General features: G+C 67.1%; 13 protein-coding genes and 2 pseudogenes. 12 read left to right on the forward strand and 3 right to left on the reverse strand.

Going from position 1 to position 18,207, the window contains the following annotated elements; all coding sequences use genetic code 11:
* Positions 1-15: 15 nt before the first annotated feature.
* Positions 16-522 (reverse strand): hypothetical protein, encoded by a 507-nt coding sequence (locus tag DM816_RS29620; protein ID WP_162907964.1) that lies wholly within the window; start codon positions 520-522, stop codon positions 16-18.
* A gap of 453 nt (positions 523-975) precedes the next feature.
* Between DM816_RS29620 and DM816_RS29625 the strand changes: the two genes are divergently transcribed.
* Both DM816_RS29625 and DM816_RS29630 read left to right on the forward strand, forming a co-directional pair.
* Positions 976-1,182, forward strand: coding sequence for a hypothetical protein (locus DM816_RS29625; RefSeq protein ID WP_117213678.1), 207 nt, complete (start codon positions 976-978; stop codon positions 1,180-1,182).
* Positions 1,183-1,472: 290 nt separating this feature from the next.
* Positions 1,473-2,597: an effector-associated domain 2-containing protein gene (locus DM816_RS29630; protein ID WP_162907965.1), complete on the forward strand. Its 1,125-nt coding sequence runs from the start codon at positions 1,473-1,475 to the stop codon at positions 2,595-2,597.
* Here the strand turns inward: DM816_RS29630 and DM816_RS29635 are convergent.
* Positions 2,533-3,252: a hypothetical protein gene (locus tag DM816_RS29635; protein ID WP_246002408.1), complete on the reverse strand. Its 720-nt coding sequence runs from the start codon at positions 3,250-3,252 to the stop codon at positions 2,533-2,535. The two genes, DM816_RS29630 and DM816_RS29635, sit on opposite strands and share 65 nt — an antisense overlap.
* A gap of 36 nt (positions 3,253-3,288) precedes the next feature.
* Between DM816_RS29635 and DM816_RS29640 the strand changes: the two genes are divergently transcribed.
* The 10 genes and pseudogenes from DM816_RS29640 to DM816_RS29680 all read left to right on the forward strand — a co-directional run bounded on the left by DM816_RS29640 (position 3,289) and on the right by DM816_RS29680 (position 16,666).
* On the forward strand, positions 3,289-5,601 hold the full coding sequence (locus DM816_RS29640) for a transglycosylase domain-containing protein (protein ID WP_117213680.1): 2,313 nt from the start codon (positions 3,289-3,291) through the stop codon (positions 5,599-5,601).
* A gap of 162 nt (positions 5,602-5,763) precedes the next feature.
* On the forward strand, positions 5,764-6,372 hold the full coding sequence (locus DM816_RS29645; protein WP_117213681.1) for a hypothetical protein: 609 nt from the start codon (positions 5,764-5,766) through the stop codon (positions 6,370-6,372).
* A 103-nt stretch (positions 6,373-6,475) separates the two neighbouring features.
* Positions 6,476-7,006: pseudogene (locus tag DM816_RS29650) on the forward strand (GNAT family N-acetyltransferase); the annotation flags it as partial.
* 33 nt (positions 7,007-7,039) lie between these two features.
* Positions 7,040-7,372, forward strand: a pseudogene (locus DM816_RS43530) (Mth938-like domain-containing protein); the annotation flags it as partial.
* Positions 7,373-7,539: 167 nt separating this feature from the next.
* Positions 7,540-8,298, forward strand: coding sequence for a carbon-nitrogen hydrolase family protein (locus DM816_RS29655; RefSeq protein ID WP_281274376.1), 759 nt, complete (start codon positions 7,540-7,542; stop codon positions 8,296-8,298).
* 88 nt (positions 8,299-8,386) lie between these two features.
* The gene (gene manD, locus DM816_RS29660; protein WP_246002411.1) at positions 8,387-9,613 is read left to right on the forward strand and encodes a D-mannonate dehydratase ManD; all 1,227 of its coding nucleotides are present in this window, start codon (positions 8,387-8,389) and stop codon (positions 9,611-9,613) included.
* Between the two features lie 396 nt (positions 9,614-10,009).
* Positions 10,010-11,017: a glycosyltransferase family 2 protein gene (locus DM816_RS29665; RefSeq protein ID WP_211588911.1), complete on the forward strand. Its 1,008-nt coding sequence runs from the start codon at positions 10,010-10,012 to the stop codon at positions 11,015-11,017.
* Positions 11,018-11,047: 30 nt separating this feature from the next.
* Entirely contained in the window at positions 11,048-13,228 is a 2,181-nt protein-coding gene (locus DM816_RS29670; protein WP_117213684.1) for a hypothetical protein, read from the forward strand.
* Between the two features lie 212 nt (positions 13,229-13,440).
* Positions 13,441-15,660, forward strand: a complete 2,220-nt coding sequence (locus DM816_RS29675) for an MMPL family transporter (protein ID WP_117213685.1) — start codon at positions 13,441-13,443, stop codon at positions 15,658-15,660.
* Positions 15,578-16,666, forward strand: a complete 1,089-nt coding sequence (locus tag DM816_RS29680; protein WP_162907967.1) for an MGDG synthase family glycosyltransferase — start codon at positions 15,578-15,580, stop codon at positions 16,664-16,666. The genes DM816_RS29675 and DM816_RS29680 overlap by 83 nt, the downstream gene beginning before the upstream one ends.
* A 72-nt stretch (positions 16,667-16,738) precedes the next feature.
* On the opposite strand, the gene DM816_RS29685 is transcribed toward DM816_RS29680, so the two are convergent.
* Positions 16,739-18,207: helix-turn-helix transcriptional regulator (locus tag DM816_RS29685; RefSeq protein ID WP_162907968.1), on the reverse strand; the 1,469-nt coding region annotated here is incomplete at its 5' end.

Raw genomic sequence — 18,207 nt, forward strand, 5'->3', positions numbered from 1 at the left:
ATGCACCTGCGGCGCTCAGCCGGTTGCCGTGGCGTCCGGCTGCGGATCGGTCGGCGGAGGCGTGGTCGCGGGCAGGCGTGCCAGGCGCGACACCACCGCGTCGGCCAGCGCCTCGGCGGCCGGGCCGGCCAGACCGTTGGCCGTGGCCCGCTCCACGACCTGGGTGTGCACCTGGCTCAACTGCTCCGGCGTCAGCGGCCGCACGGTTCGCGGGCTGTCCGCCCGGCGGCGCCGGAACAGCCCGCGCAGCCATGCCCTGCCACGAGCAAACAGCCCGTCGGCCGCCTGGCCGGCGCCGCGCCGGACCACCTCGTCCACCACCAGCCACACCACCGGCGTGATCAGCGCGGCGACGTCGGCGACGCCGAAGCCGACCGGGTCCCGCTGCAGGCGTCGCTTGGTCGTCAGCAGCCGGGTCACGGCCGCGTCGTCGAGGGACTCGAACCCGTCGAGGAGGGAGAGCTCATGTGGGGCAACCGCCGTCACGATGTCCCGCACGACATCGCGTTGCGTCACATCCATGGACGTCACCATACTCGCCGAGGGCCATGATTCATGACCCTCGCGGGCGCGGGTGTCCACTGTGGACAGGCCCCACGGCGTGCGACCAAACCGGCGGCCAGCAGCGCGATCACGAACACGGCGGGCAGGTGAGCCGTCGTTGGATGCCCAGCAGTCCAGCAGAGGTCGGCGAAGGTTGCCGGGATGCGCTCGGCCCATCCTCACCTGCGGATTCAATTGCGCGGCAGGCCGCCTTCAATTCCGTGACGGCAACCTGTTGTACGTGAGGAGGCAACTGGTCATCTGCGATCCTTGCGGCTACTGCTACCGATACAGGGTATGCCGCGTCTGCCGGCTGGCCGGCACCACCTGCGGACCGTGGGGGACATGCGCCTGCTCGGAGTGCTGAAGCCGCCCTTGATGCCAAGCCGACGTGCGAGCGTCAGACGCTCCCTCGATCACGGAAAGGTTGCTATGACACCGCTCTTCACCGCCTTCGTGTCGCTGGTGGGCATTCTCGCCGTGCTGAACATGCTGCTGACCCTTGCCATGATCCGGCGGTTGCGCCTGCACAGCGAGCAGTTGGCGGCACTGTCCATGTTGGACGATGCGCCGACGAGCCCGATTGCCGACGTCGGTGAACGGGCCGGCGACTTCGCGGCCACGACCACTGACGGGTAGCCGGTCTCGTGGAACCCGGCGACGACCGCGACCTGCTGATCCTCGACGAACCGAGCTCCGGGTCGGACGCCGAGGCCGAGCAGGGAATGCACCGGGCTCTGCGCGGGCCGCAGCCTGCTGATCTCACACCGGCTCCGCGCCCTGCGCGACGCGACATGCTCATCATGCTCGATCAGGGGCGTGTGGTGGAGGAGGGTGTTCCGCAGCGTGTCACGATCCGACGTGGCACACGATGTCATGATGGAGCGACCGATCCTGGCTCAACGTGCTCGGGAGTGAAGAGGGCCATCATGCGATCGCTGTCCGACGTCGGCATCGGGATTGTCACAGCGCTGCCCGTGGAATGCGCTGCCATGCGCTACTTCGTCGATGACTTGGCCGACGTTGCCGGCCGGCCCGGCGATCCCAAGCGCTACGTAACCGGCACCATGCCGAGCACTCTCGCGGGACGGCCGCATCGGGTCGTCGTGACGGTGATGGCGCAGGACAACAACAAGAACGCAGCCGCCGCGTGTATAGACCTGTTGCGAAGCTTTTCGTCTATTCAATGTGTCCTGATGGTGGGGATCGCCGGCGGGATTCCGACGGCTGAGCGTGACGTGCGGCTCGGGGATGTCGTGGTCGGGACCGACGGGGTGGTGGATTACGACCATGTGCGTCGGGACGTGATCCGTCGGCAGGTGCAAGGGTTGTCGATGGCGCTCGCCCGAGCCGCGCAGGAGGTGCGGGTCGGCGAACACTTGGGGCTCCGGCCGTGGGAGGACTCGCTGTGCGTCGTCCCGCAGTCGTTCGCGCGCCCAGCCGACAGCACCGACATCTTGAGTTCGGTCAGCCACCGCGACGGGATGCCGAAGGTGCACTATGCGGCGATCGCGAGTGCCGACCGGCTGCTGCGGGATGCGCAGCACCGCAACGCATTGGTGCACCGCTATCCCGAGGTGGCAGCCGTGGAGATGGAGGGCTCGGGGATCGCCGCGGCGTGCGATCTGCATGGGGCGCATTGGTTTGTGGTCAGGGGAATCGCGGACTACTGCGACAACTCCAAAGACTTCGCGTGGCACGCCTATGCGTCGCTGACGGCGGCTGCCTATGTGCGGGCCCTGCTGGCGCACACCCCACCGCTGACACCCGCCAGGCCAAGGCAGACCGACGCTCGGACGGCGGTCATCGACCTGCTCATGGACATTCGGGTCATGGGCGACGCTCAGGCGCGGCAACTGATCGTCGAGCAGCTGCGCCCGGAGATCCGCGGGTCGATCCGGCGGTTCCAGGCCCTGCGGCCCGACCTCTACGAGATCGTCTCGACCTGCCTGAACTACGAGGGCGGGATGGGCGAGCTGGCCGACGCGATCAGGTTGGTCGTGGGCGACTCGCTGCGGGTGCAGCGGGCGATCGAGGCGCTCGAGGCCCTGTGAGGACGACGACGGCGGCCAGGAGCAGTGGGGCGGCGTCGCGCAGGAGGCCGTCCGTGCCGAGCAGCCACCACGTGAACGGGACGTGGATCGCGATGACCGGCAGGGTGATGATGGTGTACGCCGTCTGCGCCCACAGCCGCCCCCGCCGGTGGAAGAACGCGACCAGCAGCACGGCATAGCTGACCACGATGGCGGCGACAAACCAGACGATGACCGCGGGCAGGGCCTCGACCCGCCCGCCGAACACGGGCTCCAGCGCGACCATCGACGCGACGAGCATGATCGGGCTGTAGCTCAGGGCGGCGATGCGCACCGTGACCGGACGCGTGATGACCCCGGGCCGCCAGACCATCCACAGGACCACCCCGCACAAGACCGCCACGACAACGAACCCCGCTATCCCGGCCGCATGCGGGCGGCCCTCGCGCGGTATCACCAACCGCGCCAGAGCGAACAGCGTGGTGACCGTCAGCACGAGCGCGAACGGCCAGGCACCGGGCCGTTGGCGGCGCACGTGCCAGATCAGCACCAGGAACCCGAGCGACCGCAACAACGCCCACCCGGTGCGCACGAACAGGGCAAACCCCGCGTCGTCGGTGAACACCCAGTTGAGCGCCTCGACCGCGGCCGTGGCCAGCGCTGTGAGCAGGAGCATGATTGTCAGCGCCGATTGTGGGTATACCCGTGCGCGATGAGCATCCCCCACGACACCCAGCATCCGCTTCCCCCTCCGCCACCGACGGCCCCGGAGAACCCACCGATGGAGGCGGCGCTTCCGACTGCGGCCCCGCCGCCCGTGGTGATCCCGGAGCGGGTGAAGCTTAGCCCGCGCCGCAGGCGTTGGCAGAACCGCTTGCTGTTCGCGTTCGCCGTGGTCGTGCTGCTGGCCGGCTTCGGCCTGCTCGGTGGGAGCTACTTCTACGACTCGATCCGCGAGCCGGGCCAGCTCAGCCTGGTCAACAGCACGGAAGTGTTCGCCGTCGACGGCACGACCCAGCTTGCTCTGCTCGGGGCGCAGCACCGGCGATCGGTACCGCTGGAAAAGATTCCGGAGCAGGCGCAGAAGGCTCTGATCGCCGGTGAGGACAAGCGGTTCTACGAGCATGACGGCGTCGACCTGGCCGGTATCGCCCGCGCCGCTTGGAACAACATCACCGGCGGCGAGACTCAGGGCGGTTCGACGATCACCCAGCAGTACGCCCGGGTCGCGGCCGGCGATCTGGAGATCTCGTACGCGCGCAAGCTGCGCGAGGCCGTGATGGCGCGCAAGCTGGAGAACAACTACACCAAGGAACAGATCCTCTCGTTCTACCTGAACACCGTCTACTTTGGACGGGGTGCGCACGGCGTGGGCGCGGCGGTGGAGGCGTATTTCGGGATCCCGGCCGACCAGATCGACAAGCTGACGGCGGCCCAGGCGGCCGTGCTCGGCGCGGTGCTCAAGCAACCCGAGGGCAAGAACGGCTTCGACCCGGCGGTCAACCTCGGCAATGCCAAGGGCCGCTGGGGATACGTGCTGGACAACATGGTCGAGATGAAGTGGCTGTCGCCGCAGGAGCGATCCTCCATGCAGTACCCGGAATTCAAGCCCATCGACGCGGGGGCCGGCGGGGCGTGGGGCCACAACGACCGCGCGACCGGGCACATCATCAAATACATCGAGGACGAGCTGGAGGCGCGCGGCATCCGGCAGGCCCTGCGCGAGCAGGGGCTGGGCGACTGGAAGAACGCCGGGCTGCGCATCACCACGACCATCGACCCGCGCGCCCAGGCCGCGCTGGAAGCCCAGCTCGACCGGGCCAAACAGGGCTCGCCGATGAGCGAGCAGCGCGACAACATCATCGGTGCGGGCGTGGCCATCGACCCGTCCAACGGGCGGGTCATCGCCTACTACGGAGGCAGTAACCGCGGCACTGACACCGACTGGGCAAGCGACGCGGAACCGCACCCGCCCGCCTCGTCGTTCAAGCCGTACACGCTCGCCGCCGCGCTGCAGGAGGGCATCTCGACCCAATCCCTTTGGGACGCAACGGAAATGAAAAAGGGCGTCAACGGGGCCGAGTTCGACATCGCCAACGCCGGGCGCGAGATCGACTCGCTGCCGTGCGGCACGCGCTGCAAGCTGGAGACGCTGACCGTCCAGTCGTTCAACGTGGCGTTCTTCAAGGTGGCCAAGGCGATCGGCTCGGAGAAGGTGGTCACCATGGCGCACAACGCGGGCGTGCGGACCATGTGGAGCGACAACCCGCAGAAGGCCTACCACCTCGAGGAGGGCATCCCCGGCGGGCGGACGGTCTTCGACTACCACGTGGGCTTCGGGCAATATCCGATCTCGGTGCTCGACCACGCCAGCGGCATGGCGACCCTGGCCAACCACGGCGTCCACCACGAGCCGCACTTCGTCGTCAAGGTGGAGCGCAAGAACCGGCAGACCGGCCAGTGGGAGCCGATGCCGGCGGGCGACGAGAAGGCCGAGGGCAGGCCCACCATCGACGCCAAGGTCGCCGACGAGGTGACGTGGGTGCTGAAGAAGATCCCGGAAGAGCAGGACCACACTCTCCAAAATGGACGGCAGGTGGCGTCCAAGAGCGGCACCTGGGAGAACGGCAAGCATCTGGGCACGCACGCACACGCCTGGTATGTCGGATACACCGAACAGATCGCCTCGGTCGTCTGGGTCGGCAGCAAGGATCACAACGAGACCCCGATCAAGGATCCGAAGGGCCGGGACATCTTCGGCTCGGGCCTGCCCGGCACGATGTGGGAGGCCTTCATGAACCAGGCGCACGCGGACATGCAGCTGGAGGTCCGCAAGATGACCGACGGCATGGCCGGCAAACTGGGCGACCCCAACAAGGGCGAGTTCAAAATTTCCTCGCCCCCACCCTCGCGAGCGACCCCGTCCAGCCCGAAGCCCGACCCCACGCCCAACTCGCCCACGCCACGGCCGAAGCCGACCATAACGACTCCGCCACCGAACCCGTCCCGCACACCGGATCGGTAATCCCGGCAGGGGATGGCCTCGGATTCGCCCCGCCACGGACGCTGCTGCGCCGTGGAAGGGGCGGCCGTGAGTGCGAAAGCTCCGGCTCGACTCGCCCGAGGCCACCCCCGCCGCAAGCACGGCTTCGCCTGAACAGCGTCAAAAGAGGGTAGCTTTGTCGCCGTGACCGCCCCGCAGCAGGATCCCGAGCGCTATGTCGGCTCGGCCGAGGTGCCCACACGGCCGATCCCCGTCACCGCGATCCCCTATGACACGCAACCGGTTCCGTATGGCGCGCCGCAGCTTCCCCCGGTGCGCAAGCGCCGATCGATGTTGTTCTACGCCGCCATGACCACGGTCGTGTTCATGGTCCTGCTGTTCGGGGTGATCGTCGGGCTGTCGCTGCGCTCCGGAGCCGACCGCACCGATCCGCATCAGGCCGTGCCCGGCGCGCCTCCCGCGACGACGGCGCCCGCCTCACCGGCCAAGCCGGCCGACTCGCCGCGCGTCGCGACGGAGGAGTTCCTGGCGGCCGTGGTCGCGGGCGATCAGGCGAAGACCAACGCGCGGCTGTGCGGGCTGCTTCGGTCGTCGGGCGAGGGCCAGTCGGGCGGCGGGCTGGGGCTGCTGAGGGGACTGGTGTCGTACAAGATCGGCGAGGAGCATGTCACCGGCCCCGGCGCGGCCGTCGATGTCGAACTGACGATGCCGCTTCTCGGCGCCATCAATTTTGACGTGTACCTCGTCCAGGAGGCCGAAGGCTGGCGAGTCTGCGGCGCCGGCCCCGCCTAGTAGTTGACCATGAAGTTAGCGCGCCGGCACGCCGTCGAACATGCGCTCAAGTTCATGATCGACGTAAAAGGAAGAGACACGAAAGGAAGAGAGAGGGGGGTGGATGGCGGAGTTGATTCGGCCCGATGAGAGGGTGCGGGAGTCGTTTCTCGCCGCTATGGCCGAGTTCCGGGCCGAGGGGCGCGGCGACATTGCCGACCGCACGATGGTCGGGCAAGAGATCCGAGATTATCGGCAGTCGTGGGACACGCCCGAGGGCTTCCGCCGATTCGTCGCCGGCCTGCGGGCACGGGCGCTTGAGGGGACACCGCGCCCGGAGGGCCACGTGCCGGACACGACGCTGTGGTGGGTCGACGGGTCGGAATACTTGGGGCGCCTCGCAATCCGGCATCGGCTCACGCCGATCCTGCTCGAACTCGGCGGGCACATCGGCTATGACGTGCGGCCCAGCGCTCGCCGGCGCGGCCACGCGACCGCGATGCTGCGCGCCGCCCTGCCCGTGGCCTTCGGTCTCGGCATCGAGCGTGCGCTGATCACCTGCGACGACACGAATGTGGCCTCCCGCAAGGTGATCGAGTCAAACGGCGGGATCCTGGAAGACCAGAGAACCAATAAGCTTCGTTTCTGGGTACCGGCAAAAATCTCGCCACTCGTCGACCACCTCGTGTGGGGCCAGATCCGGGTCAGCGGCTTCGGCAATCTCAAGGATGCCAAGCTCTTCCCGGGCGGCGCGCGAGAATGGGACTGGGCCGAGACCGGCACCCGGCACTCTCCCGGCATCCAGCCCGCCGACACCGACGAGCTCATCAGCCACGGTGCCACGGTGATCGTGCTGTCGCGCGGCATGGATCAGCGGCTCGAAGTCATGCCCGACACCGTGCGGCACCTTGAGCGGCTGGGCATCGAGGTGCATGTGCACGAGTCGCGCGAGGCCGTCAAGCGCTACAACGAGCTGGCCCTGACCCGCCCCACCGGCGCGCTCATCCACTCCACCTGCTAGATCCGGCAGGTGTGTGGTCGAGGTGTGGCGGCCCGGCCGCTGACTCCGGCGTTCGCCGCCCCGCCCCTGTCGGAGCTGGCATGCTGCGGCCGGTTCGGCGGGCGGCTGTCCGACGGTCAAACCTTTCGGCAGGGTGGGGAGCGGCGGGTGCCGGCTACGATCTCGGCGTGCGTGGGCCGTTGAGGGTCGGTGCCTGCCAGACCCCGGAGTTCCTCGGTGATGTGGAGGCGTCGTTGGCGTGCATGGCGGACTTCGCGCGCCAGGCTGATGCCGACTGCATTGACCTGCTGCTATTTCCCGAGTGCTTCCTGCAGGGCTATCTGGTCGAGCAGGAGCACCTACGGCGCTATGCGCTGAACCTGCGGTCCGCGGGGTTCGCCAGCCTGCTTCAGGGACTCGCATCGATCAAGCAGGCGCTGGTGTTCGGTGTCATCGAGGAGCGTGAGGGCCGGTATTTCAACACGGCCGTTGTCGTGTCGCGAGGCGAGCTGTTGGGTTTCTATCGCAAGACTCATCTCGTGGCCGGAGAATCCTTATTCGACAAGGGAAGCGCCTATCCGGTCTTCGACATGCGAGGCGTCCGGTTCGGCATCAACATCTGCTATGACACGCAATTCGCTCAGGCCGCCGCGGCGGTGGCGGAACAGGGCGCGCAACTGCTGCTGGTGCCGGCGCAGAACATGATGCGCCGGGACAACGCGAACCGTTGGAAAGACCTGCATCACCGGATTCGGGCCGAGCGCGCGCGGGAGACAGGGATGTGGCTGATGTCGGCCGACGTCACCGGAGAACGCGACGAGCACCGCATCGGCTATGGCCCGACCAGCGTCATCAATCCGCAGGGGGAGGTGGTGGCGCAGGTGCCTTTGATGACTAAGGGCATGGTCGTTGCGGACATCCCTGGACCTTGTTCCGACTATTCATAACGGGCTACGCAGTCAGGTGCACGCCGCCATGGCAGATGCGCGTTGGGCCCTAGGATGGGCCGGACTGCGGTGTGGGAGGGGGAGGGCCGTGCTGATTGAGCGGGGCGAGGTGCTGGTGTGCAGTCCTGGGCGCAATTTTGTGACGCTGCGCCTGGTGACCAGCGACGGGGTGGTGGGACTGGGGGATGCCACACTCAACGGGCGGGAGTTGTCGGTGGCGTCCTATCTGGCCGATCATGTGGTGCCGCTGCTGATCGGGCGGGACGCGCACGCGATCGAGGATACGTGGCAATACCTGTACCGCGGGGCGTATTGGCGGCGCGGGCCGGTGACGATGGCGGCGATCGCGGCCGTGGACACCGCGCTGTGGGACATCAAGGCCAAGGTGTGCGGGCTGCCGCTGTACCAGCTGCTGGGCGGGCGATCGCGGCGGTCGTGTCTGGTGTATGGGCACGCGTCTGGCCGCGATCTCCCCGAGCTGTTCGACTCGGTGCGAGGCCATCTTGAGCTCGGTTATCGGGCCATCCGGATCCAGACCGGGATCCCGGGGTTCGAGTCCGTGTACGGTGTGGCGTCCGTGGCCAAGAGCGGCCCGCGCTACGACTACGAGCCTGCGCGCCGCACGGCCGTGCCGGTGGAGGAGTCGTGGGACACGCGCGCCTACCTGCGTCACGTGCCGTCGGTCTTCGAGGCCGTGCGCAACGAGTTCGGCCCGGCCCTGCCGCTGCTGCACGACGCCCATCACCGGCTCACCCCGATCCAGGCCGCGCGGTTGGGCAAATCCCTTGAGCCGTATGACCTGTTCTGGCTGGAGGACGTCACGCCCGCCGAGAACCAGGAGGCGCTGCGGCTGGTCCGTCAGCACACCACCACCCCGCTGGCGATCGGCGAGGTGTTCAACACGGTCTGGGATTACCAGACGCTGATTCGGGAGCAGCTGATCGACTACGTGCGTTCGGCGGTGACGCACACGGGCGGGATCACCGGGCTCCGTCGGATATTCGACTTCGCTTCGACGTACCAGATTAAATCGGGTATTCACGGTCCGACCGACATCTCGCCGGTGGGGCTGGCCGCGGCCGTGCACCTCGGCATCGCGATCCACAATTTCGGCATTCAGGAGTACATGCGCCACAGCGCCCTGACCGAAGAGGTGTTCCGGCCGGGATACTCGTTTGTGGACGGTGGGCTGGTCCCGTCGGAGGAGCCGGGGCTGGGCGTGGACTACGACGACGACGTGGCCAAGAACCATCCCTATGAGGCCGCCTACCTTCCCGTGAACCGCCTCACCGACGGGACCGTCCACGACTGGTAGCCCCGTGAGCGCGCGGCGGGGCCGAGGTGAGACGCGCGCGGCCATGAGGTACTGGCCAAAAGGCTGGCCCCCCATCGTTGGGCCAGCCTTTTGTAAGACTTTTGTTCGGGGCACATCAAGCTCAGATCACCGTCAGCTCAAAGTTTGCTGTAACCTGCCCGAGGCACCCTGATTTACGGGGGGCGGTGCCGGCTGCCGCCGGCACCGGTTGGGTCGGGATTTGAGCAGGCATGGCTGGGCTTCGGACACCATATTGCGCCCCAGACGTCGCCGGCCGCGGGCCGGGACATGTGGCCGAGGCAATGAACTCATCGCACATGCCGGGTGATGGACCGTTCAACAAACGATCCATCAAAGCGCTCAACGGGATACTCGCACGGTAGGAGTGTTATGCGCGTGTCGGTCGTGGTGCCCTGCTATCGCTCGGCACGAACGCTTCCCCAGCTGATTGAGCGGCTGCAGCTGGCCCTGCCCCCGGCCACGGAAGCATACGAGGTGCTCCTTGTCGTCGACGGCAGCCCCGATGACACGTGGAGCGTCGCGCACCGGCTCGCCGACAGCCACGTCAACGTGCGGGCGATCCGGCTGGCCCGCAACTACGGCCAGCACAGCGCGCTCATCGCGGGCATCCGCGCCGCCGAGCACGACGTCATCGTGACGATGGACGACGACCTGCAGCACCCGCCCGAGGAGATCCCGAGGATGCTCGAGGCGCTCACCGACGACGTGGACGTGGTCTACGGCGTGCCGTTCGAGGAGGAGCACGGCGCGCTGCGCAGCTTCGCCTCGCGGGCGGTCAAGGCGAGCATGGCCCGGTTGATCGAGGTCAAGCACGCGCGGTCGATCAGCTCGTTCCGCGCGTTCAGGTCGTTCGTGCGCGAGGCGTTCGACCAGATCCACGGCCCGGACGGGTTTGTGGACGTCGCCCTGTCGTGGGCCACGACGCGGGTCATCCCGGTGAAGATACGCATGGATCACCGCTCCGATGGGCGCTCCACCTATACCGTGCGGACCCTGACGCGGTACGCGGTCAATATGATCGTCGGTTTCTCCGCCAAGCCCCTGCGCTTCGTCACCTACCTTGGCATGACCATCGGGCTCGCCGGGCTGGCCCTGCTGGGGCGCGTCCTGTGGGACTACTACAGCGGCGCGACCAAAATCGAGGGCTACACGACCGTCGCGTCGATGGTGGCCATCTTCTCATCGGCGCAACTCGTGGCCATCGGTGTGCTCGGCGAATACGTCGGCCGGGTGCACAACCAGGGCATGGGCAAGCCGACCTACATCATTCGCGAGAACCATCCCGGCACCAGCGCCGACAGCGCGTCCATGCGCCGCCCGGCGCACGACCCGCCGAACCAGCAGCAACAATCACCGTCGCAGAAGGAACGTCAGTCGGCGTAGAAGGCGTAGAAGTCGTAGAAGAGGGTGCGGATGGAAGGCAAGGCGGTGTGGCGGCTGCTGCCCGCTGCGGCGGCGGTGGTGGCGACGTTCGCGGTGCTGATCGCGACCGACACGAGCCCGCGCAGCGTCGCGTTTTACGCGTTCTACTGGGCGTGGTGTGTGGTGCTGCCGGGCACGCTGGTCTACCGGGCGGTGCGGGCCAAACCGCATAGCCTGGTCGACGACCTGGCGATGGGGGCCGCGCTCGGGCTCGTGCTGGAGATGGCCGTGTTCGCCGCGCTGGCCGCGCTCGATCTGCGCGGGCTGCTGATCCTGTGGCCGGTGCCGGTGGTGGCCCTGACTGTCGGGATTGGACCGTTGCGGCGGCGGGTGCTGGCCCGTGGCGGCACACGCGCGCCGCTGTCATGGTCGTGGACGGTCGCCGGGATCTATTTATTTCTCCTTGGGTACCTGGCACTCGAATTCTTCGTGCCGGTGACTCTCACCCCGGCGGTCAACCAGCTCTACCACATCGATCTGCTCTATCTGCTCGGCATCGTGACCGAGGCCAAGCATCACTTCCCGCTGCAGATGTCCCAGGTCGCCGGGGAACCGCTGCTCTACCACTGGTTCTCCTACGCGCACATGGCGGTCGGCAGCCTGGTCAGCGGCGTCGACGCGCCCACCGTGATGTTCCGCACCGGGCTGCCCCCGCTGTATGCGCTCGCCGTGGTCCTCATGGCCGTGGCAGGCTGGCGCGTCTCCGGGCGTCCATGGGTGGGCGCGGGTGCGGCCGCGCTGACGTTCGTCGTGGGTGAGCTGGCCTACGGCAGCCTCGCGTGGAGCGCGCTGGGCGGCCAGGTCGCCTACACGCTGTGGTCGAGCCCGTCGGTGGTCTACGGCTACATCATGGGGCTGGCGCTCATCGTGCTCGCCGCCGGGCTGATGACCCGGTTCGACCGCATGGCGCTGGCGTTGCTGGTGTTGTTCGCTTTCGCCGCGCCGGGCGCGAAGTCCACCGTCCTGCCCGTCATGCTGTGCGCGATCGGCCTGGTGTGCCTGGTGCAGCTGGTCAGGCGCAGATTCACGGCGGCGCCGTGGCTCATCGCGGGCATCGTGCTGGTGGCGCAGGTCGCCGCCGTCGTGGTGCTCTACGGGTTCGACGACCATGCGCTGACGTTCAATCCACTTCGGACGCTCGATAGCGTGAGCGGCTACGGCCGCGCGATGGTGCTCGTGGCCTTCCTGATCTATTGGGGCGCCCGGCTGATGGGGATCCCGCTGGCCATCTGGCTGCGCGGGCACCGCTTCGAGGACAGCGAGTGGATGCTGCTGGGCGGGACGATCGCCGGGTTCTCGGCCGCGCTGTTGATGTTCCACCCGTCGCTGAGCCAGCTGTTCTTCCTGCGTGCCGGGTTCATCTTCGGCGCGATCCTGTCGGCCATCGGCGTGGCCGCGCTTGTCGACCGGCTCGGCCTGCAACCCCGGCAGGTGTGGCACCTGGCCGCGGGTGCGGGTGCGATATCGCTGTTGGCCTGGCTCGTGCTGCGTACCGGGGAAGACCCGCTGCTGCGCTCGGGGGAGGTGGTGCCACGCGTCTTCCAGATGGCGCTGCTGATCGGGATCGCCGCGGCGATCGTCCTGGCCCTCGGCTTTTTCGTCTCCCGCAGGTGGCCGGGCCTGCGGCGCAAGGCCGTGCTGGGTGCCGTGCTGGTTGTGCTCGGCGGGGGGCTCATGAGCCTGCCGTCCGACGCGTACTACTACCCGAACATGCGCGGCTCGTTCCACCAGCACGTGAGCGCGCAACAGCTCGCCGCCGCGGCGTGGATCCGCGCCAACACCGGCAAGGAAGGCATCCTGGCCACCAACGGCCACTGCGTCACCCCGCCGGCCCAGCCCGACTGCCTGCGGCTCTCGTTCTGGATATCGGCCTTCGCCGAACGCCGTGTCCTGCTTGAGGGTTGGGGGTACGCGCCGAAGATGCTCAACGATTGGAAGGGCCCATACTGCGACGCCGACCTCCAGCGCGCCAACGACGGCACGTTCACCGATCCCACCCCGGCGACCGTGCACGTGCTGTGGCGCAAGGGGGTGCGCACGCTCGTGGTGGACCGCCGCTACGGCCGCGAGTCGGCCGAGCTGGCCAACTATGCCCAGCTCGTGTGGGAACGCGAGCCCATCGCCATCTACGAGCTGCTTCCCACGGAAACACCCGACGCAGCACCGGGTTAGCCCCGGCGTGCTCCCTCTGCCGTCCGTCGTTGCCGCGCTGCCGGCGTCTGGCTAGGTGGAGGCGAAGGCGGTGTAGCGGGTTTCGGTGACCTTGGCATCGGAGATCCAGCGTCAGCCCTGCTCGCCGAAGATCCGCGCCGGGTTTCGCCTATTCGTCGATACTGGCGATCGCCTGCGCCGTCCTTGAGTCACTACTTATACTTTTTAACACTATGAATCGTGTTAAAACAGCCTTAAAGGTGTCTATCGCCCGGTGGGCGCGCGAGTCCGTGCGCATGCGGTGGTGGGTGCTGGCTGCGATGGCACCTTTGGTCATAGTGGGTGCGACGTGGGGCATCGGCGTGTTTGGCGCTGTACGTGACGAGGGTGGGTTTGGCGTCCCCGGAAGCGAATCCGTGAAGGTTGCTGACGCGGTCAACCGTGCTGGATGGCAAGGGCCGGACATGGTGCTGCTGTATACCATGAATGTCGGTACGGTGGACGAGGGCAGTGTGCGGGATAGGTTCGGTGCGCTGACCACCGCCTTGCGGGCGCGCTCAGATGTCGCCAGTGTATTGTCCTATGCCGACAGTGCGGACGCGTCGCTGGTGTCTTTTGACCGTCGATCGACTTATGTCTTGCTAACCCTGAAGAGCCGAGACAGCAGTACACAGGACGAACAGGCCCGTGACATTGCCAAGCTGGCGGCCGTCGACGGAGCCAAGCTACGGCTGGGCGGTCCGGTGCCTACTCGACTCGAGACTGTACGAAGCATCAAGAGCGACATTATTCGCGCTGAAATAATCACATTGCCGGTGCTGTTCGTATTCTTGTTGTTGGTATTCCGGAGCCTGGTGGCTGCATGCGTTCCGATCGTTGCCGGTGGCCTGGCGATCCTGACCGGATTCATAGCGATACGGCTACTGGCAATGTTCACCGAAATGTCGACATATTCGGTCCACGCAGTCACTCTCGTGGGTCTCGGACTCTCCGCCGACTACGGATTGTTGATGGTGAGCCGGTTCCGCGAGGAACTCGCCCAGGGTAACTCATCGCACGTCAGCGCGATCAAGACTGTTGAGACGGCAGGCCGGACCGTCATCGTCAGCGGGCTGAGCGTGTCCGCGGTGTCGACAGCGGGATTTGCCTTCCCACATCCGTTTATGCATTCCATGGTGTCCGGCATGGTGGCGGCTGTGCTGATGACAACGCTCGTCTGCATCACTGTGGTACCAGCGTTGCTGGCAGTCCTGGGCACGAGGATCAACGCGATGCGGGTGGGTCTGGTGCGCGGCGGCGGACGGGGACATGCGCGTTGGGGCTGGCTGGCTAAAGCGGTCATGCGCCGCCCGATCGTTTTCAGCATCGCCGCCGGTGCCCTTCTTGCCCTCTGCGCGAGCCCGGCCGTGCACATTGAACTTGGCCAGCGTGATATCAGGGCGCTTCCGTCAAGCTCGCAGGCTCGGATCGTTCACGATCAGATGGTTGCCGACTTTCCGCAGTCGGGCACAGGGCGCGTCTCGGTCCTTGTCCGGTCGGCCACACAGCAAGCATCGACGGACATTATCGCGCAGCTCGGCCGGGTCAAGAATGTGAGCGCGGTGTGGGTAGCGGCCCAGGCGCCCGGCATGATGCTGCTCGGGGTGTCCGTTCCAGGCGGACTGGCAGCGGCCGAACTACGCCGAGTGGTGACTGATATCAGGCGTCTGTCTCCTCTTGCGCAGGGCGCGCGGCTGGAGGTCGGAGGCGAGCCGGCCGAGGAGCTCGATTCGTTTACGGCTGTGCGATCACGCCTGGTCACTGCCATCCTGGTCGTTGCCGGTGCCATGCTCATCATGCTGACGGTTGCATTCGGGTCCATCGTCGTGGCTATCAAGGCGGTGCTCCTCAACATCGCGTCGACGAGCGCGGCCATAGGTGTGCTCGTGTGGTCCTTTCAGGATGGCAATTTGGCTGACGTTCTGGGGTTTACCACGCCAGGCCACATCGAGACGCTCACCATCATCATGATCATATTGCTCGTCCTCGGCTTCGCGACGGATTACGAGATCTTCATGCTTTCTCGAGTGCATGAGCGGTGGCTGCTCACCGGCGACAACACGCACTCGGTCGCCGCGGGCCTACAGGCAAGCGGACCGGTGATTACAGCGGCAGCACTGTTACTCGTCGCGGTTTCGGCTGGATTCACCACTGCGAGCGGCATTTACCAGAAGATGATGGCATTCGGAATCGGTGTGTCCATCGTCATTGACGCGGCGGTAGTGCGCGCCCTGCTGCTACCGGCGACCATGCGGCTTCTCGGGGAACTCAACTGGTGGCGGCCTTTCCGGACGCATCACCGATACCGTGCGTCAGTGGTTGGAGTACATAGTGAAAGCGCTGATCCTGACCTCCCACACGGGACATGGTCACGTGAGCCTTGCCCAAGCCCTCAGCGATCGACTCACGCCTGACTATACCGTAGATATAGTCGATCCCCAGTCTGACCTGATCTGCTCGCATTACCGGTTGGTCAGCAGGCACGCCCAATGGCTATGGGGCGCGGAATTCAGGCTCATCGACACACCAAGGCGTTCGGCGTTTGCGCACAAGGTCTTCACCCGCCTTTTCGCGGGAAGCATCCGGGAAACGCTGGAGCGATCGCGTCCGGATGTCGTGATAACGACCCATCCGCTTCTCACGGTCGCTGTCATGGATGCCATGAATGAGCGGGGACTGAGGTGTCCACTGATCTTGATGTTCGCCGATCCCGGCCGCCTTCACCATTCTTGGCTCACTGAGCGCAGAGCCGCAGTCACCTTCGCCCCGACCGCCGACACTTACCGGCAGGCGCTCGATGCGGGTTTCCATGCCGATCGACTCCATCTCACAGGATGGCCAGTGCGTCGGCAGTTCCATGAGGTCGATCACCGCAACCGTCCCAGCACACTGGTGCGGCTTGGCCTGGATCCGGATCGGTTCACCGTTCTCCTTCAAGGAGGTGGCGAGGGCGCCGCCAAGTTCGCCCGCATCGCCAGGCGCTTGCTCGCAGTGCCTGCGCTACAGGTACTTGTGGCGGCTGGGACGAATCAGTCGTTACCTCACGGCCTCGGTGGTCTGGACCGTGTGCGGGTTGTGCCGTTCACTAACGAGTTTGCGAAAATAATGAACGCCGCAGACGTGGTAATGGGGAAGGCTGGACCCAATACGCTCTTCGAAGCGGCGACGTTGGCCAAGCCGTTCATTGCAACGTCGTATATCCCCGGACAGGAACAGCCCAACCTCCGGTTTATCGATCGGAACGGATTGGGTTGGATAGCGCTCCAGGCGCGAGAGCAACTTGCCATCCTCAGCCGCCTGGCCAGTGACGCAGACGCGCGGAGGGCGGCGACTGAGGCAGCCGGTATGTTCAGCGCTCGCAACGAGGTAGCGGCAAGGAATCTGCGCTATTTCATTGATTCTGCGTTAAGCCATGCGTAGCCCGACCGACCGGTCGTTGACCTGGGACCGAGGAGCGGGGTGTGTGCCTGGGAGCTGCGCGCTTGAAGGCGCCTACGGGGTTGCGCGACGCTGCGCCGGGATGGGCGTGCCGGTGGCGGTGCTGGTCATGGCGCGCAGCCGGGCCAGCAGCTCGCTGCGGCTGGAGCAGTTGAGCCGCTGGCGCATCCGGGCCACGTGGTGCTCGACCGTCTTGGCGGAGATGAACAGCTGATCGCCCACCTGCTTGTAGGTGAGCCCGGCCAGCACGAGCTGGGCCACCTCCTGCTCGCGCTCGCTGAGCCGGCCGGAATCGTCGACCCGGACGGCGACCGGCTCCGGTGCCTGTCCTTTTTGGACAGTCGGTCGGCCCTGCAGCACGCGGGCGCAGTCGAGCAGGGCGGTCATCGCGCGCCGGTCGGAGGTGCGGATGGCGGCCTGCCCGGCGAGCCTCGCCCCGTCCCACGACAGGCCGATCTCGTGCAGCGCCCGCGCCGCGGACTCGACCCGGATCGGGTCGACCGTGCCGCGCAGCAGCTCCATCCAGCACTCGGCGGCGGTCGCGAGCACCGCGCCGAACCGCAGGTGGGCCGAGGACGCCAAAGCCTTCATGTGCTCGTCGGCCGAGGGGGTGTCCTCCATGACGATGGCCGCGTGCAGCCGGCTCCAGTGCCAGGGCGTGGCCCACAGCGCCGGCCTGCCAAGCGCTTCCAGCAACTGGTCGGCCTCGCGCACGTGCACGCCGATCCGGTCGGCCTCGCCCAGCCGGGCCGCCGCGATCGCGAGCTCGCCCAGCGGCAGCAGGGTGAACAGGTCAACCGGGTGGCGAATGAGCGCCTCGCGCGCCCGCTCCCACGCCCGCCCGAGCGCGGGCAGGTCGCTGTTGCGCCGGGCCAATCCCACCTCGATGCCGACCGCGAACAGCAGATCGCGCGGCTCCAGCGGGCCGTCGCCCTTGGGCGCGGCCAGCAGCTCGGCGGCGTGCGCCGTGTGCCCGCGGGTCATGTGGATCCACGCCTTGAGCAGGGTGTGCCTGCGCGACAGCAGCGGACCGCCGACCCGCGCGACCAACGCCCGGTCCACCATGGACTCGCCGATGCCGAACTCGCCGCAGTGCAGGCCGACCAGCGCCGCGAGCGCGGCCGGGCTGTCGGGCAGCAGCTGTGTCCGGCCGGACGGTTCGAGCAGGTTATTCGCCTGGGCGAACGCCGACATGGCCGAGATCGGTGAGCCGGAGAGGGATTCCCGCAAACCCTTGGCCATCAGCGCCGAGGCCCCGTCGAGCAGGCTGGGCGGCCCGTCGGGCTCGGGCATGGTGAGCTCGCTCGCGCTGCCCGTGGCAGCGGCGCTGAGCGCGGCGAACGCGTGCGCGCCGGACCAGCGGTAAAGCGTGGAGGCCCGGGCCAACTGTCCACGATGGACCAACGCGGTCGCGGCCACGGCGGCGACGGAGCGATCGCTGGACACCAGCCGATCGGCGATCCGCAGCGCGTCGTCGAGCTGCCCCGACAGCGCGGCCGCCGTCGCCTGGCGCGCGGCCGTGG

It is taken from the genome of Allorhizocola rhizosphaerae, assembly GCF_003426775.1.
Lineage (GTDB): Bacteria > Actinomycetota > Actinomycetes > Mycobacteriales > Micromonosporaceae > Allorhizocola > Allorhizocola rhizosphaerae.

What these genes read in the sequence shown, in the direction of transcription:
- DM816_RS29640 (WP_117213680.1), top strand. Translation starts at nt 3,289, where the DNA reads ATGAGCATCCCCCACGACACCCAGCATCCGCTTCCCCCTCCGCCACCG.
- DM816_RS29630 (WP_162907965.1), top strand. Translation starts at nt 1,473, where the DNA reads ATGCGATCGCTGTCCGACGTCGGCATCGGGATTGTCACAGCGCTGCCC.
- DM816_RS29620 (WP_162907964.1), bottom strand. Translation starts at nt 522, where the DNA reads ATGGATGTGACGCAACGCGATGTCGTGCGGGACATCGTGACGGCGGTT.
- DM816_RS29635 (WP_246002408.1), bottom strand. Translation starts at nt 3,252, where the DNA reads ATGCTCCTGCTCACAGCGCTGGCCACGGCCGCGGTCGAGGCGCTCAAC.
- DM816_RS29670 (WP_117213684.1), top strand. Translation starts at nt 11,048, where the DNA reads ATGGAAGGCAAGGCGGTGTGGCGGCTGCTGCCCGCTGCGGCGGCGGTG.
- DM816_RS29675 (WP_117213685.1), top strand. Translation starts at nt 13,441, where the DNA reads ATGAATCGTGTTAAAACAGCCTTAAAGGTGTCTATCGCCCGGTGGGCG.
- DM816_RS29625 (WP_117213678.1), top strand. Translation starts at nt 976, where the DNA reads ATGACACCGCTCTTCACCGCCTTCGTGTCGCTGGTGGGCATTCTCGCC.